This is a genomic window from Pediococcus argentinicus (assembly GCF_001437605.1).
In the GTDB taxonomy this organism is placed as follows: domain Bacteria; phylum Bacillota; class Bacilli; order Lactobacillales; family Lactobacillaceae; genus Pediococcus; species Pediococcus argentinicus.
In genome coordinates, this window is the sequence record NZ_JQCQ01000003.1 from 32,309 (window position 1) to 57,792 (window position 25,484).

Consider the following 25,484-nt stretch of genomic DNA (forward strand, 5'->3'; position numbering starts at 1 on the left):
CAAATTGATCAAAATTAATAAACTTGTGTCAGAAAGCCGGTTTAATGCTACAATTTTGACTTAGTAGGGAATAGTTGGAGGAAGTAATATGCTTAGAAAATGGTGGCAGTCACCGCAATTGATTTCTGCCCGTTCTAAAGATCGAAAAATATCTTGGTTAGAAGTCTTTTCAGACTTAATCTATGTAATAATTTTTCACTCTTTAACGGTTGGATTAATGCGCGAGACTTCAATATTGAATACAGGTAAGTTTCTATTGCTGTATTTATTAATTTATTGGACTTGGAGTGAATTTAACTTTTACTTTGATAGTCACGGGGATACAAGTTTGAGAACAACTACACTGTCAGTGTTACAAATGGCAGCAATCGCTTTAGCAACGGTATATATTCCAGCCTTCTATGAAAGTCATTTCACTAGTTTCATTTTGGCTTTTGCGCTTAATCAATTAATGATTACGTATCTATGGTGGGGTTCAGGTCACTTTGATCCTCAGCATTACCAATATGCTCATGATCATAATCGACAGTACTGGATTGCGTTAGGCTTGGAATTAGTTGCTGTGGTAGTGCCAAATCAACAAATTCAAATATTACTATTAATTTTAGCAATTGTATTAAATTATTCGGCGGGATGGTTTGCAAGGAAAGCGGCAAAAGCTGAATTCGAGCAACGCCATTTAGAGTTTACGATATCACCAGCATTATCAGAACGCTATTCGCAGTTGATGATGATTGTGATGGGTGAGTCGTTAGCTGGTTTGATTGATTCAATGTCTGAAGTTAATAAGACTTGGGAAACATTGCTATTATTCTTTGTTTCAGCCTTTCTGACACTGTTGATTTACTTACTCTTCTATATTAATTTTGATCATTTAATTCCTAAAAATGGTTATGGATGGATGTATTTATATCGAGAGTCATTCATTGTGATTATTTTGAATGCAGTTTTGGAAATTCTATTTATCCATCAAATGTTGTTTGATCCCTCTAAAACTACACAACTAATGTTAGCTATTACTACCGTTATTATGGTTCTTATCATGGTGTTATTGCCTATTTGGATGGGTGCCGGTCGTAAACCAGATTGTTGGATTTGGGAGACTGGGGTTAAGGTAGCTGGTCTAGCATTAATCTTACTTGCCCTACTAGTTTCATTTACATGGAGTATTATCTTAATCACTGTAGGTATGGGTGCAATCGTAGCAGTTGAAGCAATTTATCAAATTGATTTAAATAACTAGTAGTTTAATTAATTATGAAAATTATGTGTCATTTCCATAAAGGAAGAGCTTTTTTGAGATAGTTAGGATAGAATTAGTTGCAATGATTGATTCTGGAGGGAGTATCAATGAAGTTAATTAAAGAGATTATTAGTTGGGTTATACCGATTCTAGTAGGTTTATTGATTGCTCTACTAGTAAAAAACTACTTATTCCAAGTGGTACGTGTTGATGGAACTTCGATGCAACCAAATCTTGAAAATAATGAACGAGTTTTTGTTTGGAAACCAGAAAAAATCAAACGACTAAGTGTGATTGTTTTTGATGCACATGGTGAGGATCCGGCTGCTACACAATCAACAGATTATGTTAAGCGCGTTATTGGACTACCAGGAGATACAATTAACTATCGTGATGGTGTTTTATACGTTAATGGTAAAGAGGTGCCGCAAAAATTTATCAGTGAGAATCAAAGAAAACAAGGGACCGGTGCTAATTGGAGCTTAGCTTCGATTGCTAAAAAGTATGGCTGGGATAAAGGCCCTACTGAAGTGCCAGCTGACTCTTACTTTGTACTAGGAGATCATCGAAGTGTTTCAAACGATAGTCGATACTGGGGTTTTGTTAAGAAATCTAAAATCGATGGAACTGTAAAGGCACCGTTCTGGTTAAGCAAAGACGCACAGCATAATATAAATGATTTAGCCCAAAATTAGATATTTAATGAAGAGACTTGAAGGTTCAAGCCTCTTTTTAATTACTAGAAGCCCTTAAATAAATAGCGTATGATTTAATTAATAAATTAACGGAGGTTCATTCATGAAACATAAATTAACTAATTCAGAAATTAGTGACTTAAGAAGTACGGTACAAGATAATCGTAGTATTGACGTACTTCGTCGAGCCGTTACAAAAGTGGGAGTTAATAGCGCAAGTCAAAATAATGAAGTCGTTAGCAAACTAGATCGAGTTTTTTCAATTGAAGTTCAGACAGGTAAAGTTTCCAACCAATTGCATAGTGGTAGATGCTGGATTTTCTCGTTGTTGAATACATTGAGACATCGTGCGGCAACTAATCTGAAGTTAAAAGATTTAGAACTATCACAATCATATATTTATTTCTGGGATAAAATTGAACGAGCAAATATGTTTTATGATCGTATTTTAAATTCAACTGAAGTTAAACCAGATGACCGCGAGCTTCAATTCTATTTGAGCATGCCAGGTGATGATGGTGGTCAGTGGGCTATGGCCGCTTCACTTGTTCAAAAGTATGGGGTTGTACCTGTTTCAGTAATGCCAGAAACATTTAATACGAAAGATACCAGTGGATTTGCAGATGCTTTGAACTTGAAACTTCGTCGTGATGCTGTCGAATTACGTTCGTTAAAAGAGAATGGAAGTACAGATTCTGAACTTCAAAGTCGTCGTGACGATCTTTTAAAAGAAGTATATAAAATGACGAGTATTGCCGTAGGTGAGCCACCCGTTGAATTTGATTTTGAATACCGCGATGATGATAAGAAGTATCATATTGATCGTAAAATTACACCGGTTGAGTTTTATCAAAAATATGTCGATGTTGATTTAGATGACTACGTGGTCTTATCGAATTCACCAGATAAAGAGTTTAATCAAATGATGAGTTTACCCTCACAGGATAATGTTGTTGGTGGTAAAAAAATCGAATTCTTGAATGTCGAAATGAAGTATTTAAAACAGGCCGCTATTAATCAACTTAAAGATGGCGAAACAGTTTGGTTTGGTAATGATGTTTTAAAACAGATGCACCGCAAAGATGGATTATTGGATAGTGATTTATATAAACGGGACGAATTGTTTTATATTGACCTTCATTTAAGTAAAGCAGATCGTTTGAAGTTTGGCGAAGCAGAAGTCTCACATGCGATGACGCTGACTGGAGTTGATCTTGTAGAAGACCAATCTACGAAGTGGAAGGTTGAAAACAGTTGGGGCGATAAGAATGGTCAAGACGGTTATTTCGTAATGGGAGATAACTGGTTTGATGATTTCGTCTATGAAGTTGTTGTTCATCGTCAATACTTAACGGATGAGCAATTAAAAATTGTTGATGAAACAACACCAATTCAACTTAATGCGTGGGACCCACTGAGATAAAAGGAGGATTTCCTTATGGAAAAAGATCCAAACTGTGTTTTTTGTCAAAAGACAGAAGCTGATTATGTTGCTGAGAATGAGTTGAGTTGTGCATTTGACGATATCAGACCCGTTAGTAAGGGCCATACTTTAGTGACTCCTAAACGGCATGTTCGTCAGGTTTGGGATTTAACTGATGAGGAACGTAAGAGCTTATTTTCGTTAGTCCAAGAAACTAAGAAAATTTTAGATGATAAATATCGTCCAGATGGCTATAATATTGCCATTAATTCCGGTGCAGCTGCAGGACAAACCGTGTTTCACTGCCATGTACATTTGATTCCACGCTATTGGAATCATGATCCGGAACGTAAACCGATTCCCGCACAATTTTTAGTGCCACCAGAAAGACCTCAATTTAAAGGGATGGACTAATAGAAACTAAAATAAATACCGCATAACTGCCAGATAATCTAGTAGTGATGCGGTATTTTTCTTTTGGAAATAAAAAAATCACCACGATAAGTGGTGACCATACAAGTAATAAGTAACCGGTCGATAGACCATCATTCACCTTATGGGGGGAGTAAATGAAAAAAGTTATTTATGTACATATAGTATGAATAAAATGTGAAGAAATTGTGAATTTAAGTTTTCAGGGCAGTTACAAATTAAAAGTTAGTGAACTGGTTGGACTAAAATTCCTGAAACCGTATCATGATCAAAAGTTTTATCGACCATGAATCCTTGAGCTTTTAATGTTTTTGTACTTTTGGCGATCTTACCTTTGATAGTGAATTTATAATTGGCTGGGATTCCTGAAATCTTAGCATTGATATTCACGATGGTTTTGCTGCCTTTAGTTTTAATGGTGTATTTACCATCACCCATTTTGCCGTCTTTTTTGATTTTATTCTGATCCGAAGTAGTTTTTGCTATTTTAGAAGCAGTATATAAAGATACTTTATTACCCTTAAATTCAAAAGCTTCAAAACCAGACTTACTTTTTTGGTTATAATCCTTAGCTGAGAACCATAGCCCGGAATTGGTTTTAATTTGTTCAGTAGGGCTCTTGGAAGAAGGTTTCAATGATGCATTGCTATGTTCAGAACTGGATTTACTGCAACCAGCAATTAAGATTGCAGAACCAGCCATAATGATGGCGATGATTTTCTTGAATTTTGACATTATTTTTTTATCCTCCGTATTTTCGCTGTTATCTGTATTATAAAGAGTATATCCGAAAAAATATAGTTTCGTTTCTTTTACAAAATTACAATCAACGGTGTAAATTAATTAGTATTTACAGTATGATAATTCTATCGGAGGAATATTGGTTATGCATTGGCTTTATTCAGTTTTTGAACTTATTGTCGTCTTAAATGCTTTTGGTGCTATATTGACTGTGTTTAGACAACGAAGAGATATTGCGGCAACGTGGGCTTGGCTATTAGTGCTGGTTTTACTGCCAGTGGTTGGATTTATTATATATGCTTTTGTCGGACGTAAATTGCCTGAAAATCGACTATTTCCATTAAAACATAAAGCACAGCTGGAACTTGATCTAATTATTAAGCGACAATCAGAAGAATTAAATGATGAAAAAACATCTTCAGATATCATTTCAGAGGGTGCGGAAGGGATGGTCCGTTTTTTTGGAAATACCGACCATGCCTTTTTAACGCGGCGAAATGTGATCGATATTTTTACCGATGGGACAGCTCTTTTTGACGATATTTTTGATGAAATTAGAAAAGCTACTAAACATATTCATATTGAATTTTATACTTTCTATAATGACGATATAGGTAATGAAATGCTGCATTTGCTTGAACAAAAGGCGGCTGAAGGCGTTGAAGTAAAGGTGATTTGGGACTCTTGGGGTTCGATGGGGACTTATCGGAGTTTCTTTAAGCATTTAATTGAGCTTGGTGGTGAGGCTTCACCATTCTTGGGGACTCGTTCAGCTATTACTGATTTTCGTTTGAACTTTAGAGATCATAGAAAGATTATCGTAGTAGATGGTAAAGTTGGTTACGTTGGTGGATTCAACATTGGTGATCAATATTTGGGTCGTAAGAAGAAGTTTGGTTATTGGCGTGACACGCATATTAAAATTGTTGGTTCCGGTGTTTATGGACTTCAGTCACGTTTTATTTTGGATTGGAATGCAACAAGTCCGGAAAATGCGATTGATGAAGAATTCAATCCTGGATCAGAGTATTTCCCAGTTGCTGAAACCGATGGTAATACCAGCCTCCAGATTGTAAGTAGTGGACCGGATTCTGATATTGAAAAAATTAAACTAGGCTATTTAAAAATGATTAATGCGGCTAAGAAGAATATTTGGATTCAAAGCCCATATTTAATTCCGGACGATAGTGTACTGGATGCGTTAAGAGTTGCTGCCCATTCTGGAGTGGACGTTCGAATCATGGTGCCACAGATGCCGGATCATGCCTTTGTTTATCGAGCAACGCAGTATTATGCATGGCAATGTGCAAAATGGGGAATCAAGGTTTATTACTATAACAATGGATTTATTCATGCCAAAACGATGGTTATTGATGGACGGATCTCAACAGTTGGTTCCGCTAATATGGATTTCCGAAGCTTTAAATTGAATTTCGAAGTGAACTCCTTTATGTACGATGAGGCTATTGCTCAAGAGCTCCAGGATATTTATGAAAATGATATTCAAAGTGCTACTTTACAAACAGCTGAGATGTTTGACCAACAGTCCTGGTGGCTTAAGTTTAAACAAACATTTTCAAGATTACTTTCACCAATTTTATAAAAAGTATTTGACGAGTTAAAAATATCATGGTAAAGTACATGACAACATAAAAAGCGATTTAACTTTCACATTAAGTAGCTAGTTATCTGTGAGTCAGGAAGTCGGTGGTTGCTGCGAACCGATCAGGATAATATAGATGAAATACCGTGAAATAGTTTCGAACCGAACGGATAATAACTAGAACCGTTACCTTCTAGTGAGTGAGCGACCAGTGTATCTTTTTCTGGTAGCTTAGCTGGGTGGTACCGCGGAAACAACCATTTCGTCCCTGTTGCATTGTCATGATGCAGCAGGGATTTTTTATTTGCATTGGAGATGGTAGTAATGAAACAACCAGCGTATAGGAAACCAGAAGAGTAATTTAAAACAAACTAAAAAATGATGGGGTGTCGGAGTATGGAAAAGAAACGAGTTAGCTTACTAGAAGCAAGTATAGTTTTATTATTGATGTTAATTGTCATGGGATTGGGTGTTATCAAGTTTGGAATCTCACCACAAACACCAGTTATGTTGGTAATGGGAATTCTAACAATTTGGGCTCGTGCTCGAGGATTTAAATGGGATGACATTAGTACTGGAATCAAAGACGGAATTGAAACAGGAATTATTCCAATTTTTATTTTTATTTTAGTTGGTGCACTTATTAGTACTTGGATTGCCGCTGGAATTATTCCTAGTTTGATGGTCGTTGGATTTAAGTTAATTAGTGTTCAATGGTTTGTACCTTCAGTATTTATCGTTTGTGCCCTTGTTGGTACATCAGTTGGTTCAGCATTTACCGTTATGTCTACAGTCGGTATCGCATTCTTCGGAATGGGTATGACAATGCAAATCAACCCTGCTTTAGTAGCTGGTGCCATTATTTCCGGAGCAATTTTTGGTGATAAATGTTCACCACTTTCAGAATCAACTAACTTAGCTTCTGCTGTTGTTGATGCCGATTTGTTCGATCATATTAAAAACTTGATGTGGTCAACAATTCCTGCCTTTGTTGTTTCATTAATTCTATTTGGTATCTTTGGTCACAGTGAAGCTGCAACAGCTAACATGAACAAAATTAACCAAACTGTAGCTATTCTTGAACATCAATTTAACGTATCATTCTGGGCTATTATTCCAATCGCTTTGATGTTTATCTGTGCATGGCGCCGAATTCCTGCTATTCCAACATTATTCATTAATATTGGAGTTTCAGTTGTAATGATCTTTATCGAACACCCAAGTACTTCAATTAAAGAAATTGCTTCAATTATTGAAATGGGATTTGTTTCAAAATCAGGTAATGCCAGTGTTGATACTTTGTTAACTCGTGGTGGAATTGCAAGTATGATGGGAACAGTTTCATTAATCGTCTTAACTCTTTCGCTAGGTGGTTTGTTAGTTCATTTAGGATTGATTGAAACGGTGATGGAACCAGTTGCACGTCGTTTAAACAGCGATGGTAAATTAATTACAGCTGTTGTATTAAGTTCAATTGGTGTTAATATCTTTATCGGTGAACAATTCTTATCAGTTATCTTACCTGGTAAAGCATTTAAAGATACTTTTGATAAAGCAGGCTTAGCAAATGTTGCTTTGAGTCGTGCTCTTGAAGATGGTGGTACTGTTATTAACTACCTTATTCCATGGGGTGTTGCAGGTGTATTTGCTGCTAATACATTCCACGTACCAACGTTACACTTCTTACCATTCGTATTCTTTAGTTTACTTTCACCAATCTTCTCAATCATCAGTGGATTTACTGGATTAGGTATCAAACATAAGAAACCAGTTACAGAATCTGCAGAATAAGTAAAAGACTTGTTTATTTGATTTAAGAAGACTAAAATTTGGCTTATTTATAATTAGTAAGGAGTTATTAGTAATGCCAAATTTTGAAACAGAACGAACGATTTTACGACCAATCAATGTTAAAGATGCCGCAGACTTGAAAGAACTATTTGATAGTCCAGATGTCACAGCATATTTACGCTATGATGCATACGCTGACCTAGCTGAAGCTGAACAAGCTATCAATGACCATTTCAGTGATGAAAAATATGTCTTTGGAATTGAAGAAAAGAAGTCTGGTAAGTTAATTGGATTCTTTGAATTTCATCCAGAGGATAAAGGCGCCATATTAACTTATGCTTTGAATCAGTCCTATTGGGGACAGGGATTGATGCCTGAAGTTGGAGAAATAATGGTTGATTATGGATTCAAGCAGCTTGGATTTGATGAATTCTTTGCCCATTATCTTCGAGGCTTAAATGATAAATCAGGACGTGTGATGGAAAAGCTAGGGATGCACGATGATGGTGAAATTCAACACGTCAGCCAAGATGGTAAAGAATTTTCACTAGGTCAGTACTCGTTAACTAAAGATGAATATTTAAAAAGATGAACTTCAAATGAGGTTCATCTTTTTTATTGCTGTGATTAAATTGTGGGCTGCATGGATTGATCCAACCTTATTAGGATGGGTTCCATCAGTCGTTTGAACATGCCAATGACTAGTTTTAATTAAATGTATTTCATTACTGAAATCATTGCTAATCAGGCTGGTAATGGCATTTGCAAAAGCTGGATTGAATGGAATTAAAACGGCAATTTTACTACCTTGAAACTTATTCTGAACTTCATTTAGAAACTGCTTAAAGAAAGCCGTGAAAGTTGCGTCATCAAATTTACGATCGTTAGTACCAAGATTAACGATTACTAAGTCAGCTTCTACTGCAGGTGACAGTGTATCGATATCAATATAATTTAGAAAGCGACTGGCGGCAGGAACACCGCCAGCACCATAGCGAAGAATTCCCGCGGCGCTGTAAGCAATCCGATAATCAATGGCATCAAAATGTTCTGCAGTTCGGGCTGCATAGTTAATATCAGCGCCATAGCCAGATGACGGAGACTTACTTCTAACCCAACAACCAGCGGTGATTGAGTCACCAATAAATGCGATGGTCTTTCCAATTGGTTTGATAGCTGTAATTGTTCCTTTGGTATTATTAATACTTTCAATTGCTAATCCAGCTTGCTCAGTCCAAACTTGATCGGCATCAGTATTGCCAGCGAAAGTAATTTTAACAATATGATTACTACTATCTGGTAAACTGATGCTCAATTTTTGATTAGACAATTCTACCAATGACTTAGAGTGATCAATATCAATACTAAGAGTTTGATTTGTAGATCCATTAGGAAGCGTCCTAATAAAATTAAGTTCAATTTGTTTAGTTTGGGATGTTTTAAATAGGATTTGAGTCCCAAGATTGGTAGTGTACATGGTTTGAACATCGTCGAGTTCTTTTTCAATCCAACGTCCCATAAAAAATACAGGTAATTTATGGGAATGTGGCTCTGTTTCAACATAATTTTGCATAGTTATTAACCAGGATTATACATGCAGTCAATTTCGTGGTCGTTAACCAAACCAATGGCCTGCATGAATGAATAAATAGTAGTAGGACCGACGAATTTAAAGCCACGATTCTTGAGGTCTTCCGAAAATTTTTCAGATAAAGGTGTCTTAGCATGCACTTCTTCTGGGATTCGAATATGATCATTGACTTGGCGGTTATTTACAAAGCTCCAAGCATACTTTTCAAAGCTACCAAATTCAGATTGGACCTTAAGAAAAGCTTTGGCATTGCTGATGGTGGAAGATAACTTTGCTTGGTGACGAATAATACGATCGTCTTCCATGAGTCTATTTAAATCATCCTCAGTCATTGCTGCAACTTTATTCACGTCGTAGTTGTAGAAGTCTTCTTTGAATGCAGCACGTTTATTGATAATAGTGTTCCAGCTTAATCCGGCTTGATAACCTTCTAAACAGAGCATTTCAAAGATATAACGATCATCATGACTTGGTTGGCACCATTCTTTAGCGTGATATTCTTGCATTAGTGGACTGCTATCACGAGCCCATGTACAGATAAAAGAACTTTGTGGCATTTTGGTTTCCTCCGATATTCATTACTATGAATAATCATATAATTACCCAACAAAAAAAGCCACATAAAGTGACTTTGATTGATTTATTATAGTTCGTGATCGTAACCGTTAAATAAGAGGTTAAGAACAACGGCTGTGATACTTGCGATAACAATTCCATTTGTAAATAACATTTGGATTGTTTCAGGGAAAGTATGGAAAAGTTGAGGATAAACAGTAGATCCAAGTCCCATTCCAATTGATAGTGAAGCAATTAAAATATTTTTATTTTCATTAAAATCAACTTGTTGTAAAATTCGAACACCTTGCGCACCAACAATTCCGAACATAACCAACATAGCACCACCTAGAACGCTACTTGGAATAACGGTGGCCATGGCACCAACCTTGGGTAATAGACCAAGGAAAATTAGGAATCCAGCTGCATAGTAAAGTGGTTTACGACTCTTTACTCCTGAAAGTTGAAGGACACCAACATTTTCAGAGAAAGTTGAGTATGGGAAGGTATTGAAAATTCCACCTAAAATTGCGGCGATACCTTCTGAACGGTAACCGCGTTTTAGGTCGTTTTGATCAATGTGTTTACCAGTTAAATCACCTAGGGCGAAGAATACACCGGTTGATTCAATCATAGTCGTTAAAGTAACCATGATCATCGTGACTATCGCCGAGGTGTGGAAGGTTGGCATTCCAAAGTAAAATGGCTGTGGAATGTGGAACCAACTTGCTTGAGCAACAGGAGCGAGAGAAACCATGCCCATGGCGCCAGCGATAAATGTTCCAGCCAGAATTCCAATTAAAATAGCGATGGAATGGATGAAGCCACGCCCCCAAATGTTAATGGCAACGATGATGAGGACTGTTGCAAAACCAACAATGAGTCCTTTGGGATCACCGAATGTTTTAGCAGCAGGATTACCACCACCAATATTTTCAAAGGCAACTGGTACAAGAGTAAAACCAATAATTGCAATGATTGATCCAGTTACGACTGGTGGGAAAAGTCCGCGAATTCTTGAAAATAATCCACTAATTAAAAGGGTAAAGATTCCGGCAGCGATGACCGCTCCGTACATCGCACCAACACCAAGTGAACCACCAATTTTTTGTAATGGCTGAACTGCTTGGATAGCACATCCAAGAACAACTGGAAGTCCAATACCTGTGAGTGGAGTGCGTTTAACCTGAAGAAGTGTGGCGATTCCACACATGAAAATATCAACAGAAACTAAATAGGTCATCTGGGCAGCTGTAAAGTGCAAATAACTACCAATTAACAACGGAACCAACACATCTCCTGAATACATAGCCAGTAGATGTTGCATACCTAGGATCGCAGCCTTGGACTGCGAGAGCTTAGGAGTGATTTGTGTAACCTGATCGGAACTTGTTGAGTTTTCCATTTCTTCCTCCTTGGCCAGCTATAATGAAATAAAAAAGGACCCCAGCAAAAAAGCTGTGAGCCCATAAATTTCAATGATTAAAAGAATCCTATAGTCCAACGTTTACGGCGTTGGGTAGATACTCGTCAACCACATTTTGACATTATATAGGCGAAAAATTATTCGATTGTGCTTGTAAGCTTAGCACAGTTATTTGCGATGTACAATATCATTTTAAAAGTTTACTTTAAATTAGTAAAGGCATCATGAACGGTGTTGAGTGCTTGCGTAAGATCATCTTTGGAAATAACTAGTGGTGGTTGGAATCGCAATATGTTTCCCATTGTGGTAATCATAATGACACCATGTTCAAAAACGTATTGACTGACTTTGTGAGCCAGTTCATCTGAGTTGAGTTCAATACCGCCATTTAAACCAACCATCCGAATATCGATAATACTTTCAAATTCAGATCTCCATGGTTCTATAATAGCTTTTACATATTCACCCAGTTCTCCAGAGCGTTCTGGTAAATTATGACTTTCGACATAATCAATAGTTGCGAGTGCAGCAGCACAACATATTGGATTAGCGGCAGTAGTTGTCGCGTTAGCAGGAGCTTGTAAGCTATCCATAATTGGCGCTTTGCCAATGACGGCAGAGAGCGGCATACCGGAACCTAATGCTTTGCCAACTGCCATGATATCAGGTTCTAAATTGAAGTGATCTAGAGACCACATTTTGCCACTTCGTCCGAAGCCTTGGTTAATTTCATCGGTACAGAATAGGATTCCATTAGTATGACAAAATTGATAGAGCTTGTTCATGTACTCAATAGGTGCTTTAATGATTCCAGCATCGCCTTGAATGGGTTCAATAATAACAGCCGCAATTTGGTCTGCGGGGATGTCATGTTTAACAAGTTCTTGGAGGAATTCAAAACTCTGAGTACCTTCCGCATCATCATAATTATGAATTGAATCTGGATATGGAATGTGGATTACATCTCCAACTAGTGGTCCAATATTACGATGCATATTTGGATCAATGGCTGATAGACTAGCTGCACCCATGGTAGTTCCATGCCAGCTATTAGAAAAAGTAATTATGTAAGGACGCTTCGTGTAAGCACGGGCAAACTTAACAATCGCCTCAGCTGCTTCTGATCCAGAAGTACTGAAGCTAACTTTTTTAGGTGTATTACCAGGTGCTAATTCAGATAATCTCTTGGCTAATTTAATAGCTGGCTCATTATAGAAGTAACCTGAAATATAGTGAATTAGATTCTGAGACTGTTCTTGAATAGCTTTTTGAACTTCAGAATTATTATGGCCGACATTAACACTAGCAGCACTAGCGAGTAAGTCGACGTACTGATTTCCATCAACGTCCCAAATTTGTGCACCATCACCATGGTCAACAACTAAATCTAAAGTATTAACTCGTCCAGCTTGAGCAACGTATTGGTGATCTTCAGTAATCAACTGATCAGTGATTTGTTTCTTCAAATAGCTTCACCTGATTTCTTTAAAATGATTGGCTAGATTATAGCATAGATTTATAATAGAAATACTAAATTAAACGAGGTATAAGATGCGTATATTAGGGGTAGGCAACGAGCGAGAAATCTCCAATGAAGTTTTAAAACAGCTTTCAACTAAAAATGAAGTAGAGCAAGTAGCTGAAGTTACGAATCCAGATCAATTATCGAATATTGATGTCTTATATCTGGACTTCAATCAAGAAGGTTTGGATATTAAAGTTGAAGACTTGGTAGACCAAATTGATCAATCTACTAACATGAGCTTTAAGATTGTTTTTTTAAGTACTGCAGGGTTGAATAATGAAGTTAATTTAAGTTGGATGAAAGTTAAAGACATTCATGAATATAAATTACAAATGCGTTATGCAATTAAACTGATTGATGAGACTGAGCGCCCTTATGTAATTTTGGAACCAACAGAGTTGGATGACAGTAAGCAAGAGGTTATTACGTTTGGAGAAGGAAATACTGCTAAAACATCAAAGGTTAGTAAGTCAGGTGTTAGGGAAATGATTCAAAAGTCTATTTTGAATCATAAATTTGATAATCAAGCGTTGATTATTACAAATAAGGAGGAACATGAATGAGTCTGAAATTTATTTATGGGACCGCTAGCTACGATCATTTGGATGGGGTCGCAGATGAGGTTATTAGTGAATTAAACCGAAGTGATGATCAGTCGGTTTATTATTTAGTACCTAATCATATTAAGTTCCAATCAGAAGTTCAGCTCCTTCAAAAAGTTCGAGATAAAAGTGGAAAAGAACAAATTTTTGCGGCGAATCGACTCCAGATTCTTTCTTTTACTCGTTTAGCATGGTTCTTTCTCAAAAACGCCCCAATTTATCAATATCCGCGATTAACTTCATCTAGTATGAATATGTTGCTCTATCGAATTATTCAAGAGCATGCTGATGAGTTAACATTGTTCTCCAACGTTGATATGCAGTTTGGGTTAGTCAGTAAGATTGCGAGTCAAATAAATGATTTAAAAATTGGCAATGTTAACCCTGATGATTTATCACAGGTATTATTAAATTTAGTCGACAGTGATGATAATGATTTAGACCTTGTGTCTAAAGTACATGATTTAAATATAATTTATTCAGAATTTGCAGAAGAAACTGAGAATCATTTTATTGATAATAGTGATATTGTCCGAGCTCTTTGTGAACAACTAAGCGAAACAGATTTGAGTGGCAATACATTTGTGATTAGTGGATTTGCTAACTTTTCAGCTGAGGAAACCAAATTAATTAATACACTGATTGAATCAAAAGCGGAAGTGATTGTTGATTTGGTGACGGATGAGATTATTAAGGATCCAGCCAAATTGGCGAGTGAGGATTTGTTCTTTGAAACCAAACGAGTAGGGCTGAACTTCCTAAATTATGCAAAACAGAATACTGTAAGAATTGAAAATGAAGTTAAATTAAGTAAAATTCGAGCTTCAGATGACCTTCGGAAATTGGAACGATTTTGGATTGAGTCAACTAAAGGACTGGTTGGCGAACGTGGTCAGCAACAAGTAACTAAAATTAGAGTTAATCAAGCTAACAGTCGTTATTCTGAAGTAGAAAATGTTGCGACTGAGATTCGACAAACAATGGCTGCTGACAACAATTTTAAATTCAAAGATTTTGCAGTTGTAACCCGGCATTTATCAGAATATGACACAATCATTCCACAAATTTTCAAAGAGTTTGAAATCCCAATTTTTTATGATTTACAGATTTCTATGAAAGATCATCCACTTGTCGAATTAGTACGCTCTTTGTTTGCTGTTAAAAAGAGCTTTTATCAGTATGAAGATGTAATGCGTTTGCTAAAAACAGGTCTCTTAATTCCAGAAGACACAGATCCGGATAGCTTTACGGCGGAACTAGATGTAACCGAGAATTATCTCTTACAGATGGGAATTAGAGGTCGAGATTGGTTAAGTAAAAATGATTGGCAAGTGACAACGTATACAAATGAATTGAGTGATACTGATCAACATAAGCAAGAAGCGATTAACCATATTAAGTCATTTGTTAGTTCTATGTTAGTCCCATTCTATAAGCGATTGGATAGCGTGGACAATGGTGCTGAGGCCGCCCAAGTCTTGTATCAATTCTTAATTGAACATGGTGTTGATCAGCGCTTAATCAGTTGGAGCGACGACCTGATAGAAACAGGTGATTTAGCACAAGCGGCTCAGTCTGAACAAACCTGGGAGACCTTCATTCAGATGTTGGATGAATATGTTGAAATCTTAGGTAGTCATGATTTTAAACCAGATGAGTTTATTGGTTTATTAAATGCGGGCTTTGAGTCAGCTAGTTATTCACAAATTCCATCAACTTTGGATCAAGTTTCAGTGTCTGAAATGGGAATGGTTCAGATGGCTGATCGGAAACGAGTCTTTATTATTGGTGCCACTGACCGAAATATGCCAGAGCAACCAACAGACAATAGTTTCTTTGATGAAGATGGTCAAAAAGAAATTGAATCGAACCTGGATGATGATCAATTTCTAAGTTTGAGTCCAACACGTTCAATGCAGTTTGAACCATTTTTAAATTACACTAATTTTCTAACGGGTAGCGAAGAACTTGTATTTTCGTTTCCATTAAGGGGTAATGATGGTGAGGACTTAGAGGTCTCACCTTACGTAGAACGAATTATAAACAACTTCAATATTAAGTTAAATGAAGTTCAAAGTAGACCTGATATTCAAACTGTTAATATTGAACGATTTATCGGATCACAACGTAGTACTTTGAGTCATTTAGTGCAGTATGCCCGCGATGCTAAGCAGTCTAATCAGACTGGAAATCCTAATTGGAATTTTGTTTATCAGCAATTATTAAGCTCGGACTATCAATACCTAACAAATCAGCTATTAAGTGCGTTGAAGTATAAAAATATTCCAACTAAGTTAGAACCAGAGATTGTTGAAGGGCTTTATGGCAATACCATCTATGCTTCAGTTTCTAAACTAGAAGAGTTCTTTAAAAATGAGTATGAGTACTTTCTGAAATACGGCTTGAAGCTACAAGAACGTCCCAGTTCTGAAATCACACCAGCTAATACGGGTGAGTACTTTCATGCTTCATTTGACGACTTAGTGAAAGAGATTAATCAGCAAAAAGTTGATTTCAGCAATTTGAATGATTCTCAGATTGACCAAATAGCTAAAGATGTGGTGGATAAGCTTAGAGGTCAGAGTGAATTCCAATATTTCGGTAAATCTAACCGAAATATTTATCTCCAAAATAATCTGGATCAAACGATTACTGAAATGACCAAAAATATTTTGAAACAAATGATGCGTACACGAATGCGACCAATTGCCTCGGAGCAACTCTTTGGTCAAATTGGTGGCGATACTGGACTACCAGCACTTAATTTTGCTGTAGGCTCCAATCGTCAAGTTACAGTACGTGGAAAAATTGATCGAATTGACCAAATTATCACTGGTGACGACAACTATCTTGGTGTGGTGGATTATAAGTCCAGCGATCACAAATTTGATTTTGGCGAGGCTTATAACGGACTAGCGATGCAAATGTTAGTTTATCTGGATGTTGTGAAGCAAAATAGCCAGTTAATAACGGGTATTTCAAATCAGAAACTAGCTAGTGCTTTGTATATGACTATTAAAAATCCGCTACTAAAACTAAAGGATATCAAGGACTTCAATCCAGACGTGATTAGAGAGCAAGCCTTTGGTGAGAATCGACTAAACGGATTGATATTAAATGATGATCAATTACTGAGCGAATTGGATCCAAGTGCAGAAAATAAATCAGATATCTATCCTTTGAAGTTCAAACGGGATGGATCAATTGACTCTAATACGCAGAAAATGGCAGTTACAGATGAAGAACTCCAACTTTTAATGGAACATGCTGAGGAAAAAATTATTGAAGCTGGAACTAAGATATTTGCTGGTGAATTAGATCTTAATCCATACCGGAAAGATGATAAGAATACAGCATTACAAAACTCGGCTTACACTGATATTATGCAATTTGATGCAATGTTACCGGAAAATAATTATCGAGAAATTAAGAACTATAATCGTAAAGAAATAATGGAGTTACTGAAGAAGGAGGACGAGAATAATGGCTAAAAGAGAATATACAGTATCACAAAAAAAAGCTATCTATGATCATGGTAGCAATATTCTCGTGTCTGCTTCGGCCGGTTCTGGTAAAACGTCGGTTTTAGTTGAACGTGTAATTCAAAAAATCTTGGCGGGAGAAAATGTCGATCAACTTTTGGTCGTAACGTTTACTGAAGCTGCGGCTAAAGAAATGAAAGAGCGTATTCGCGTAGCTATTACACAGCAAATCAGTCAAAGTGATAATCATGAGCAAAAGCAACATTTAATAGACCAACTAACTAGACTGGGAAAAGCGCAGATTAGTACTATTCACGCTTTTTGTTTATCAATTATTAGAAGCTACTACTATGTTATTGAATTGGATCCTTCATTTCGCATAATGACCGACACAACTGAAAGTGAGTTGTTAAAAGAGGAAGTTTGGAATGAACTTCGTGAAGAACTTTATGATATTGATGGTGAAGTATTTGCAAAATTAACGCAGAACTTTTCTGGAGATCGTCGTGATGATAGTTTACGCGATTTAGTTTTAAACCTATTTGAATTTGCCAATGCTAATCCAGATTCAAAAAAATGGTTAGAACAAATGGGTTCTAACTATGAATTAGATGGCGATTTAATGGATAGTCCATTTTTCAAGAACAAATTGATTCCTGGTATTAAGGATCAGCTTCAAACAATTTATAAAAAAGCATTGTCATTAAAAGATATTGCCGACCAAGGTAGTGAGCTGATTGCTAAAAGTCGCGATGTGATTGATGAAGAAGTTTCTGAAGTTCAATCTGTTTTAGATAATGGCTTTGGATCAGATTGGAATCATTTAAGAACAGCCATGCTGTCAGTTAATTTAACTGGGCGGCTAAGTGCAGCACGCAAAGATGAAGTTAAAGAGTTTAACCAGATTGCGAACGAAATCCGATCAGATAAAGTGATGGGGTACCGGGTGCTGTTTAATAATTTAGTTAATGATTACTTTAAATTACCTGAAGATATGTTATTAAATGCAGTGCAGGACTCAAAGAATTTAATTGATGAGTTGATTCGAGTTGTCACGATGTTTAGTGATCGGTTTAAAAGTGAAAAGTTAGAACGTCATTCGTTAGACTTTAGTGATTTAGAACATTTTGCTCTAGAAATTGTAACTAATGAAAGTGATGCAGGACGGGCGGTTCGCCATAGCTTCCAAAAGAATTTTAATGAAATTATTGTGGATGAATACCAAGATATTAATCCACTACAAGAAACATTATTAAGCAGTGTGGCAAGTACTAATCCCGGTAATATGTTTATGGTTGGCGATGTAAAGCAATCTATTTATGCCTTCCGAATGGCTGATCCGGGATTATTCTTAGGCAAAAATGATCGTTTTAAAGATAGTGATAACCCGGATGAACGGATTATTTTAGCTGAAAACTTTCGTTCAATGAGAAACGTTGATAATTTTACTAACTTAATTTTCAATCAGATTATGGATAGTAAAATTGGTGAAATTGAATATGATGACGATGCCCAGCTACAGTATGGTGCAAAGTATTATCCAGATGAGATTAAGAATAAAACTGAAGTTTTAGTTTACGATGAGCAAAAGAAACAAGAAACTGATGGTCCATCACTGAGTCAAACTGATGGTCAAATCACGATGATTGCTCAAAAGATTCGAAGTATGATCCGCAATCAAGAAACTATTTTTGATCGTAAAGAACAGGTTGAGCGTCCGGTTCAGTTTGGTGATATTGTGTTACTCTCACAAACTAGAAGTAAGAATTTGAAGATTGTTGAAATATTTAAGCAATTCGATATTCCAATTGAAGTTAGTGATGCTCAGGATTATTTCCAAACAACTGAAATATCAATAATGATGGACATGTTGCGAATTATCGATAATCCATATCAGGATATTCCACTGGTCGCTGTTTTACGTTCACCAATGGTTGGAATGAATGAAAACGAGTTAGCCTTTCTCAGAATCAATCAGAAGACGGGTGATTATTTTGAATCGCTTCTACATTTTGAAAAGTCATTCAAGGTAGATCTTGAAAATGAATTTCAAGCTAACTTAAAGCAAAAGCTAGATCGATTTATGCAACAGCTTCGCAAATTCCGTAAATTGGCACAGCAAGCTAACTTAGTTGATTTAGTTTGGGCAATCTACAATGATACTGGATATTTAGATTATGTTGGTGGAATGCCCGATGGTCCGCAACGTCAAAATAATCTTCATGCCCTATATGATCGTGCAAAAGCATATGAAGAATCCAGTTTTAAAGGTGTTTTCCAATTTGTTCGATTCGTCGAAAAAATGCGGGATAAGAAAAAGGATTTAGCAGAGAATCCGGTTAAAACTTCTGAAGAATCAGTTTCTGTCATGACAATTCATGGTAGTAAAGGGTTGGAGTTCCCGGTTGTCTTTTTGATTGATGCTAATCATGGTTTTAACAAACAAGACCAGAATAGACCATATATTTTAGATCGTAATGAGGGTGTGGGAATCACACTTAATGATTACGTTAATCATCTTTCAATCGATACACCACAAAAGATTGAAATTAAAGATACCTTGCAGAAACGTTCTTTAGCCGAAGAGATGCGAGTACTCTATGTTGCTTTAACTCGTGCTGAACAGCGTTTAATTATCACAGGCTCAACGGATGATGCTGAAAAAGCATTAACTGGTTGGTCACGAGCTCTTCGAAGCGAAAACGACTTATTGGATGATCCAGTTCGTGAAAAAGCTGGGCATTACTTAGATTGGATTGGTAGTTCCATTGTTAGAATTCCAGCAATTGCGGAGCAGTATAATTTGGAGCCGGCTCATACTATTGAGTTCGATGGAGAAGTGGAACTGAGCTTTGTTAATACTGAAGACCTTAATCAAAATATAGTAGTTGATAGTTCTACAAATAATGAAGTGCCTGCTGTCTTTAACAGTGATAAAACGTTAGAGGTTCCTACTGATGCTCAATGGATTAATGAGGTGTTGAATTTTAAATACCGAGATGACGTGGCAACAAGAACAACAGCGTATCAATCAGTTTCTGAAGTGAAGCGGATCTTTGATGACCCAGATAAGTTAGAAATGAACTTCAGTGAAGTAACTAATGAACAACAATTGAAGACAGTTAATCGCTTTGTGAATAAGACATTACCATCACCTAAGTTCTTGGAAAATGTTCGTAAGCCTAAGCCAACTGAGATTGGTACAGCGACACATTTGGTCTTACAAGAGATTGATTTACACCAAGCAGTTAATGAAGATGTTATTCAACATCTAATTAATGATTTGGTGAATAATCAGGTCTTAGCAGAAGAGGTTGCTCAATCTATTAATATTGAGAACATATTGCGATTCTTTGAAAGTGATATGGGACAACTAATGCTAGCTCATCCTGATGAAGTTCAGCGTGAAGCCCCTTTTTCTATGCTAGTTCCTGCACAGACCATCTTCCATGAAGTTAAATCGCAAGATGATATTCTTATCCATGGAATTATTGATGCATATTTGAGGATTGATGGCCGAGTAATTCTATTGGATTACAAAACCAACTTTGTTAAACCAGGGACTAAAGAAGCTGGTGTAGCAAAGATTATTGACAAGTACCGTGGTCAAATTAACTTATATGGTTTGGCTCTTGAAAACATCACTCAACAAACTGTTACTGATAAGTATTTATATTTATTGTCAGTGGGTGAGTTAGTGAATGTGGAATAACAAAAAGAGAGTTACTACGATTTGAAAACGTAATAACTCTCTTTTTAATGTTTTATTTAAGATATAACTGATAAGCAAAACGCTCGTTATCTGTTTCATTTGGATCTTCAAAGCGAATAATGCCACGGTATTCAAAACCGTTATTGGTGATGACTTTTTGCATACCAACATTTTTGGGATGCGTATCAACACGTACTTCATTAAATCCATTTTCTAGACTGAGTGTAAGTAATCCGGAAATCATTTTTTCTGATAAGTGTTGGCCACGGAATTTTGAAGACATAGCGATTCGATGAATAGACGTGTATTGATCTTCCGGTGCTCCATGCCAAGTTCCTTCGATCATATTCTTATAATTTACATCTTGTCCGGGCCATAATGCAGCTGTGCCGGCGATTTTGCCATCAACCATTAAAACATAACTGATGTTAAGGTCAATATCATTTTTGATATCATCATCGGTTGGGTAGCCTGATTGCCACTGATTAATTCCTTGTTCTTTTAAGTACGCTTTTGCTTCGTTAATAATTTCTAAAATGTCTGGTAGGTCGGCCTGAGTCGCCTTTTTTAAATATGACGTTGTCATGAAAATACCTCTCTTATTATAAGTAACGAAATAAGATTTTAACGCAAAAATATTTAAAAGTCATCCTTTTTATGACGTACTTAAAACGTTGATATATCAACGTTTGTAAGGATAATTAAACAGCCCTAAGTTAGTTATATAATCATTACTAAAATTGAATACATATGATTAGTATTAAGGATAAAGCGGAATCATTTTGAAAAGTATTAAAAATAGTTACCTACCTAAATATTTTAAATTAGAAAAATTTAATCGAATTTAAACAAGGCTATTAGACATTTTTTTAATACTAACTATAAAAGAGTTTGAAAATGATCCGAACTTCCAGTGAATATGCACGATTTCTTTAAACAATACAAAGAGTTTTATGGGGGTATTGTTAAAATTGTAAGTAACCATAATAATAGTTAATGATTTAATATATTTATTACTTTTTGATCATGAAACCACACAGAACAGAAAGGCTATTTAGTCCAAAACAACTTTAATTAGCTAGGCTAGAAACATGTTTCTAATACTGATATAGCAAACATAACAAGTGTTTCCATTTACTTTTGATCCAATTAATATAAATTTGACGGTGGAGAGAATATTATGAAAATAGGTCAACAATTAAAAGAACAAAGAAATAAAGCGGGGCTTACTCAAGTAGAGGTCGCTAATAGGATATTAGTGTCTAGCAAGTCCATTTCAAATTGGGAAAACGGAAATAACTTTCCCGATATTGAAAGTCTAATTAGATTGTCCAAACTATATAATATTTCTCTCGATGATATATTATTGGAGGGATCAGATATCGTGGATGATATTAAAGAAAAACAAAAGTTTAAGAGCTTCAGCCTTGTCTATATTTTAGGGCTATTGACTAGTAGTTTGGCATTTTTTATTTTAACGTGGGGAGTTGATTTCACTGGCTTTTCAGCAAAACAAACAGTCTTTCTATCTGTGGTATTTATATTATTGCTCATATCAAATTCAGTTTTAACGATATACTTTACTAATCAAATGAAGTATTTAAGGGGACGCTACTATAGTTTTATGACTTGGTTTGCACTGATATTTAATGGTGTTATTGCAACTATATCAGTAGTTCTATTTATAATGACGCATTTTATGTAGCGATAGTGTAGGCTCATGTACTTCCTTATTAACGTAACCAAATCTTTATGAAATATCCTTTTCTAACAATATTTATTAAAACATTTGGAAAATATTTAAAATTAGAAAAATTTAATCTAATTAAAACAACACTCTTAGAAATATGATAATATTGAATTATTCATTCGAAAACTAGGGAGAGATTGATTGTGAAAAAGGTAAGAAGTTGGCGGCTTACGCTGGGATGGCAGATTTTAATTGGGCTATTCTTGGGAGTTGTTTTGGGAGTTGTTTTCTATCAGAATCAAACGGCTATTACAGCAATGCAGAACATTGGATCGATGTTTATTAGTATGATTCAAATGATTGTTCTACCAATCGTTGTGTCATGTTTAACGGTCGGAATTGCCGGTATGGGTGATATTGGTGAACTTGGTCGAGTTGGTGTTAAAACGTTAATTTATTTTGAAATTTTAACTACTATTGCTTTAGTAGTCGGAATGGTATTTGCAAATGTATTCCATCCTGGATCCTTAATTGATATTCACAGCTTACATAGTACCGATATTAGTCAATATATGGCGACTGCTAAGAGTGCGAAGGAAAATAGTGGGATTTGGGCTACTATTATGAACGTCATTCCAAAGAACATTTTTGAATCACTAGCACAAGGCAATATGATGCCAATTATCTTTTTCTCAGTTCTGTTCGGACTAGGAGTCACAGCAATTGGTAAAGAAGGCCAAATCGTAATTGATTTTCTTACTGCAGTCCAAGAAGTGATGTTTAAGGTAACAAATTGGGTTATGCATTTAGCACCAATCGGAGTTTGTGCATTGATCGGAGTAACTGTTGCTCAAATGGGAATTAAAGCTCTAGAGCCACTGGGGATGTTTATCTTAGTAACATACGCTGCCATGGTGTTCTTTATTGTAGTTGTCTTAGGCTTAGTAGCATACTTCCATAAAATTGCGTTCTGGACGCTACTTAAAGTTATTAAAAATGAAACAATTTTGGCATTTTCAACAGCTAGTTCAGAAGCTGCCTTGCCAAAATTAATGGATAAAATGCAGAAATACGGTGTCAGTCAGGGAATTGTCTCATTTGTTATTCCAACTGGTTATACGTTTAACCTTGACGGATCAGCAATTTATCAATCAATTGGTGCGATTTTCTTAGCACAGGCTTATCATATTCATTTGAGCCTGGGCCAACAGATTACCTTACTAGTTGTTTTGATGATTACTTCTAAAGGAATGGCTGGTGTACCGGGTGCCTCATTCGTTGTCTTGTTAGCAACTGTTTCAACTATTGGTGTTCCAATGTCAGGCTTAACTTTCATTGCGGGAATTGACCGAATTGTTGATATGGGAAGAACGGCGGTTAATGTTGTTGGTAATTCTCTTGCTGCAATTATCATGGGTAAATCTGAAGATGAGTTTGATGAAGAGAAGAATCGAGCTTATTTGGAAAAATTGAATACAGCTAAATAATCTAAAAAGAACCGTTCAACTATTTATCAGTTGAACGGTTCTTTAATTTTAAATGCTTATTTTTCTTTTTTATCAGTTAGAATACGAAATCCAACAAAACCAAGTCCGCCAACAATTCCTAATACAAATATGCTGAATAAAACGCGTGTGATGATAAATGTTGTAGTTACAAGTGGATCCATAATTAAATACCCCCGTTATCTAAGTTCTTCCGTTGTAAATTGGTTTAATTCGGGATCGAAGATGTGTTTTAATACGACCTGATCCTGCTCTTCAAAGAATGCCTGGTCGTTGGTTTGATCAGGATAGAAAAATGCTTGATTATCTCCATCTGAGAAGCTAATACCAGCCAATGGCTTTTTTACTTCTTCCAGTGTAGCAGTCGTTGTTGCTAAATGCGAGGCAATATACATTTTAATTAATTTGAAATTCATTGAAAACTCCTTATAAGGCATTTTTTGTTTGTTGAGTCTGGATAATATAATTATTTAAAATATGAGATGAAATCCCAGGGGTCTTAGATAAAATGGTCTGTGATACGACTGACTGAGATAGCTGACTTTGGTAGAAGTCATTTGGGATAAATTGGCTGATACTCAATACGACAAAAGTAATCAGATAGCTGATTACAAACGCAACCACAGCACCGGCTAATCCATTAACTTGTTTGATGACTGGCAACCAAGTGATCATCGTTGATACCCGTGCTAAAGCTCTAATGATAATCCACCCAACAATCATCAATGCTATGAAAGCAATGGAATTCATAATAGTAGTATTCGTAACTGCATTGTCCGACCATCCACCAAAAGTCTTATTTAGAAAATGAGCAAATGGTGAACTATAGTAACGTGCAGCAAAAAATACAATTAGGTATCCGAATGTATAAAGAAGTTCTAAGACTAGTCCACGGTGGAGACCACGTAAAATTGCCATAAACAAAATAAAGATAATAATAATTGAAAGTAACATTAAAGGACTCCTTGAATATGTTTATATATAAAGATACCAGAATTATTTGCGATGACAATGACTTCAAAACCAATTTAAGGGTTGTTTATTAAACGATATATTTTTGTTTGTGTGCTTAAAAAATTCATAAAGGTTTTGTTTAAATATTTATTATTTAACCAATGATATTTTCTTCATGATTTCATTCACAGCTGGTTTATCAATACCATCTTCAGACTTTAGTAAATCAAATAACTGTTCTGAATATTCTAGTATTTTGATCTTATTTTCCTCTACTGCTATTAAGGAATTTACTTTGATGAATCCATCCAATTCTTTTAAATCCCTTTCCTTATCTTCAGTATTCTCAGCGTTAATAATCTTATCTTGGCTGATGGCTAAGAATTTTTTTAGGCGTTGAACTTGTTTACGATTCCTTTTATTTTCTTGATAGTAAGGTAAGAATAGTGCGACTAAAACTGCTGAAAAACTAGCTAATGCTCCAACCCATTCCGATAGTGGTCCAATTTCCATG

At 35.9% G+C, this 25,484-nt stretch carries 22 protein-coding genes and 1 riboswitch; of the genes, 12 read left to right on the forward strand and 10 right to left on the reverse strand.

Annotated elements, in window-relative coordinates; all coding sequences use genetic code 11:
- Positions 1-88: 88 nt before the first annotated feature.
- The 4 genes from IV88_RS01270 to IV88_RS01285 all read left to right on the forward strand — a co-directional run bounded on the left by IV88_RS01270 (position 89) and on the right by IV88_RS01285 (position 3,775).
- On the forward strand, positions 89-1,243 hold the full coding sequence (locus tag IV88_RS01270; RefSeq protein WP_057797921.1) for a low temperature requirement protein A: 1,155 nt from the start codon (positions 89-91) through the stop codon (positions 1,241-1,243).
- A 107-nt stretch (positions 1,244-1,350) separates the two neighbouring features.
- Positions 1,351-1,938, forward strand: a complete 588-nt coding sequence (gene lepB / locus IV88_RS01275; RefSeq protein WP_057797923.1) for a signal peptidase I — start codon at positions 1,351-1,353, stop codon at positions 1,936-1,938.
- Between the two features lie 103 nt (positions 1,939-2,041).
- Positions 2,042-3,361: a C1 family peptidase gene (locus tag IV88_RS01280; protein WP_057797925.1), complete on the forward strand. Its 1,320-nt coding sequence runs from the start codon at positions 2,042-2,044 to the stop codon at positions 3,359-3,361.
- 15 nt (positions 3,362-3,376) lie between these two features.
- On the forward strand, positions 3,377-3,775 hold the full coding sequence (locus IV88_RS01285; protein WP_057797927.1) for an HIT family protein: 399 nt from the start codon (positions 3,377-3,379) through the stop codon (positions 3,773-3,775).
- Positions 3,776-4,018: 243 nt separating this feature from the next.
- On the opposite strand, the gene IV88_RS01290 is transcribed toward IV88_RS01285, so the two are convergent.
- Complete coding sequence (locus tag IV88_RS01290; protein ID WP_057797930.1) at positions 4,019-4,528, reverse strand: hypothetical protein; 510 nt, start codon at positions 4,526-4,528, stop codon at positions 4,019-4,021.
- 151 nt (positions 4,529-4,679) lie between these two features.
- Here IV88_RS01290 and cls point away from each other — a divergent pair, with 151 nt between their 5' ends.
- From cls to IV88_RS01305, 3 genes are all read left to right on the forward strand, one after another.
- Positions 4,680-6,137, forward strand: a complete 1,458-nt coding sequence (gene cls, locus IV88_RS01295) for a cardiolipin synthase (protein ID WP_057797932.1) — start codon at positions 4,680-4,682, stop codon at positions 6,135-6,137.
- A 396-nt stretch (positions 6,138-6,533) separates the two neighbouring features.
- Positions 6,534-7,928, forward strand: coding sequence for a Na+/H+ antiporter NhaC (gene nhaC / locus IV88_RS01300; protein WP_057797935.1), 1,395 nt, complete (start codon positions 6,534-6,536; stop codon positions 7,926-7,928).
- Positions 7,929-8,001: 73 nt separating this feature from the next.
- Positions 8,002-8,520 carry a GNAT family N-acetyltransferase gene (locus tag IV88_RS01305; RefSeq protein ID WP_057797937.1) on the forward strand — a complete coding sequence of 173 codons (519 nt, stop codon included), beginning with the start codon at positions 8,002-8,004 and terminating at the stop codon, positions 8,518-8,520.
- A 3-nt stretch (positions 8,521-8,523) separates the two neighbouring features.
- Here the strand turns inward: IV88_RS01305 and IV88_RS01310 are convergent, their stop codons facing one another.
- The 4 genes from IV88_RS01310 to IV88_RS01325 all read right to left on the reverse strand — a co-directional run bounded on the left by IV88_RS01310 (position 8,524) and on the right by IV88_RS01325 (position 12,966).
- On the reverse strand, positions 8,524-9,501 hold the full coding sequence (locus IV88_RS01310) for a GDSL-type esterase/lipase family protein (RefSeq protein ID WP_057797939.1): 978 nt from the start codon (positions 9,499-9,501) through the stop codon (positions 8,524-8,526).
- A 5-nt stretch (positions 9,502-9,506) separates the two neighbouring features.
- A complete protein-coding gene (locus IV88_RS01315; RefSeq protein WP_057797940.1) occupies positions 9,507-10,076 on the reverse strand; it encodes a DNA-3-methyladenine glycosylase I in 570 nt (189 codons plus the stop codon).
- 86 nt (positions 10,077-10,162) lie between these two features.
- Positions 10,163-11,479, reverse strand: coding sequence for a nucleobase:cation symporter-2 family protein (locus tag IV88_RS01320; protein ID WP_057797942.1), 1,317 nt, complete (start codon positions 11,477-11,479; stop codon positions 10,163-10,165).
- Between the two features lie 71 nt (positions 11,480-11,550).
- Positions 11,551-11,649, reverse strand: a riboswitch (purine riboswitch).
- A gap of 51 nt (positions 11,650-11,700) precedes the next feature.
- Entirely contained in the window at positions 11,701-12,966 is a 1,266-nt protein-coding gene (locus IV88_RS01325; RefSeq protein ID WP_057797944.1) for an aminotransferase class III-fold pyridoxal phosphate-dependent enzyme, read from the reverse strand.
- Positions 12,967-13,051: 85 nt separating this feature from the next.
- Between IV88_RS01325 and IV88_RS01330 the strand changes: the two genes are divergently transcribed.
- Genes IV88_RS01330 through addA form a run of 3 tightly spaced genes read left to right on the forward strand, consistent with a single transcriptional unit; the run spans position 13,052 to position 20,821 of the window.
- Positions 13,052-13,588: a Rossmann-fold NAD(P)-binding domain-containing protein gene (locus tag IV88_RS01330; protein ID WP_057797946.1), complete on the forward strand. Its 537-nt coding sequence runs from the start codon at positions 13,052-13,054 to the stop codon at positions 13,586-13,588.
- Positions 13,585-17,118, forward strand: a complete 3,534-nt coding sequence (locus IV88_RS01335) for a PD-(D/E)XK nuclease family protein (RefSeq protein ID WP_057797947.1) — start codon at positions 13,585-13,587, stop codon at positions 17,116-17,118. The genes IV88_RS01330 and IV88_RS01335 overlap by 4 nt, the downstream gene beginning before the upstream one ends.
- Complete coding sequence (gene addA / locus IV88_RS01340; RefSeq protein WP_057797949.1) at positions 17,111-20,821, forward strand: helicase-exonuclease AddAB subunit AddA; 3,711 nt, start codon at positions 17,111-17,113, stop codon at positions 20,819-20,821. The genes IV88_RS01335 and addA overlap by 8 nt, the downstream gene beginning before the upstream one ends.
- A gap of 52 nt (positions 20,822-20,873) precedes the next feature.
- On the opposite strand, the gene IV88_RS01345 is transcribed toward addA, so the two are convergent.
- On the reverse strand, positions 20,874-21,407 hold the full coding sequence (locus tag IV88_RS01345; RefSeq protein WP_057797950.1) for a GNAT family N-acetyltransferase: 534 nt from the start codon (positions 21,405-21,407) through the stop codon (positions 20,874-20,876).
- A 594-nt stretch (positions 21,408-22,001) separates the two neighbouring features.
- Here IV88_RS01345 and IV88_RS01350 point away from each other — a divergent pair.
- Positions 22,002-22,526 (forward strand): helix-turn-helix domain-containing protein, encoded by a 525-nt coding sequence (locus IV88_RS01350; protein WP_057797952.1) that lies wholly within the window; start codon positions 22,002-22,004, stop codon positions 22,524-22,526.
- A gap of 188 nt (positions 22,527-22,714) precedes the next feature.
- Positions 22,715-23,998: a cation:dicarboxylate symporter family transporter gene (locus IV88_RS01355; protein ID WP_057797954.1), complete on the forward strand. Its 1,284-nt coding sequence runs from the start codon at positions 22,715-22,717 to the stop codon at positions 23,996-23,998.
- A 56-nt stretch (positions 23,999-24,054) separates the two neighbouring features.
- Here IV88_RS01355 and IV88_RS09490 read toward each other — a convergent pair whose 3' ends face one another.
- The 4 genes from IV88_RS09490 to IV88_RS01370 form a co-directional block, all read right to left on the reverse strand.
- The gene (locus tag IV88_RS09490; RefSeq protein WP_261793391.1) at positions 24,055-24,180 is read right to left on the reverse strand and encodes a hypothetical protein; all 126 of its coding nucleotides are present in this window, start codon (positions 24,178-24,180) and stop codon (positions 24,055-24,057) included.
- Positions 24,181-24,195: 15 nt separating this feature from the next.
- Positions 24,196-24,432 (reverse strand): hypothetical protein, encoded by a 237-nt coding sequence (locus IV88_RS01360; RefSeq protein ID WP_057797956.1) that lies wholly within the window; start codon positions 24,430-24,432, stop codon positions 24,196-24,198.
- 10 nt (positions 24,433-24,442) lie between these two features.
- On the reverse strand, positions 24,443-24,970 hold the full coding sequence (locus IV88_RS01365; RefSeq protein ID WP_057797958.1) for a CvpA family protein: 528 nt from the start codon (positions 24,968-24,970) through the stop codon (positions 24,443-24,445).
- A 150-nt stretch (positions 24,971-25,120) separates the two neighbouring features.
- Positions 25,121-25,483: a hypothetical protein gene (locus tag IV88_RS01370; protein WP_057797960.1), complete on the reverse strand. Its 363-nt coding sequence runs from the start codon at positions 25,481-25,483 to the stop codon at positions 25,121-25,123.
- Position 25,484: the final 1 nt, after the last annotated feature.

Excerpts from the sequence above, each read along its gene's own strand:
- addA (WP_057797949.1), top strand. The coding sequence starts at position 17,111 with ATGGCTAAAAGAGAATATACAGTATCACAAAAAAAAGCTATCTATGAT.
- IV88_RS01280 (WP_057797925.1), top strand. The coding sequence starts at position 2,042 with ATGAAACATAAATTAACTAATTCAGAAATTAGTGACTTAAGAAGTACG.
- IV88_RS01330 (WP_057797946.1), top strand. The coding sequence starts at position 13,052 with ATGCGTATATTAGGGGTAGGCAACGAGCGAGAAATCTCCAATGAAGTT.
- IV88_RS01370 (WP_057797960.1), bottom strand. The coding sequence starts at position 25,483 with ATGGAAATTGGACCACTATCGGAATGGGTTGGAGCATTAGCTAGTTTT.
- IV88_RS01315 (WP_057797940.1), bottom strand. The coding sequence starts at position 10,076 with ATGCCACAAAGTTCTTTTATCTGTACATGGGCTCGTGATAGCAGTCCA.
- IV88_RS01320 (WP_057797942.1), bottom strand. The coding sequence starts at position 11,479 with ATGGAAAACTCAACAAGTTCCGATCAGGTTACACAAATCACTCCTAAG.
- cls (WP_057797932.1), top strand. The coding sequence starts at position 4,680 with ATGCATTGGCTTTATTCAGTTTTTGAACTTATTGTCGTCTTAAATGCT.
- IV88_RS01290 (WP_057797930.1), bottom strand. The coding sequence starts at position 4,528 with ATGTCAAAATTCAAGAAAATCATCGCCATCATTATGGCTGGTTCTGCA.
- IV88_RS01345 (WP_057797950.1), bottom strand. The coding sequence starts at position 21,407 with ATGACAACGTCATATTTAAAAAAGGCGACTCAGGCCGACCTACCAGAC.
- IV88_RS01365 (WP_057797958.1), bottom strand. The coding sequence starts at position 24,970 with ATGTTACTTTCAATTATTATTATCTTTATTTTGTTTATGGCAATTTTA.
- lepB (WP_057797923.1), top strand. The coding sequence starts at position 1,351 with ATGAAGTTAATTAAAGAGATTATTAGTTGGGTTATACCGATTCTAGTA.
- IV88_RS01270 (WP_057797921.1), top strand. The coding sequence starts at position 89 with ATGCTTAGAAAATGGTGGCAGTCACCGCAATTGATTTCTGCCCGTTCT.
- IV88_RS01360 (WP_057797956.1), bottom strand. The coding sequence starts at position 24,432 with ATGAATTTCAAATTAATTAAAATGTATATTGCCTCGCATTTAGCAACA.
- IV88_RS01350 (WP_057797952.1), top strand. The coding sequence starts at position 22,002 with ATGAAAATAGGTCAACAATTAAAAGAACAAAGAAATAAAGCGGGGCTT.
- IV88_RS01310 (WP_057797939.1), bottom strand. The coding sequence starts at position 9,501 with ATGCAAAATTATGTTGAAACAGAGCCACATTCCCATAAATTACCTGTA.
- IV88_RS01335 (WP_057797947.1), top strand. The coding sequence starts at position 13,585 with ATGAGTCTGAAATTTATTTATGGGACCGCTAGCTACGATCATTTGGAT.
- IV88_RS01285 (WP_057797927.1), top strand. The coding sequence starts at position 3,377 with ATGGAAAAAGATCCAAACTGTGTTTTTTGTCAAAAGACAGAAGCTGAT.
- nhaC (WP_057797935.1), top strand. The coding sequence starts at position 6,534 with ATGGAAAAGAAACGAGTTAGCTTACTAGAAGCAAGTATAGTTTTATTA.
- IV88_RS09490 (WP_261793391.1), bottom strand. The coding sequence starts at position 24,180 with ATGGATCCACTTGTAACTACAACATTTATCATCACACGCGTTTTATTC.
- IV88_RS01305 (WP_057797937.1), top strand. The coding sequence starts at position 8,002 with ATGCCAAATTTTGAAACAGAACGAACGATTTTACGACCAATCAATGTT.